The 279-nt window shown below is 65.2% G+C and carries 1 protein-coding gene; it reads right to left on the reverse strand.

Annotated features, from left to right (window positions below):
• Positions 1 to 279, reverse strand: a 279-nt coding sequence (locus tag EN859_RS38970; protein WP_210237795.1) for an L-lactate permease, incomplete at both ends; no start/stop codon positions are given.

Below are 279 nucleotides of genomic sequence, written 5' to 3' on the forward strand. Positions count from 1 at the left end.
GCCGCGCTGCCGCCGCACACGCGAGCCGATGCGCGCGAAGCTGCTTCCAGCCCGTGCATGGATACGTGCATCGACACTTGCATCGACCCGCAAGCACCGCTTACGCTCTACACATCCGGCAGCAGTGGCCGTCCGAAGCCTCGCGCCCGACACCAGCAACACCGGCCAGATGCGCAGCATGTTGCGAAAGCCCGCGTACACGGCAATCACATAGAAGGGCAGCAGGAGCGCGAAAAACGGCAACTGGCGGCCCACCATTTTCGCGAGCGAATCGGCCGG

This window comes from Mesorhizobium sp. M00.F.Ca.ET.216.01.1.1, assembly GCF_004010325.2.
Lineage (GTDB): Bacteria > Pseudomonadota > Alphaproteobacteria > Rhizobiales > Rhizobiaceae > Mesorhizobium.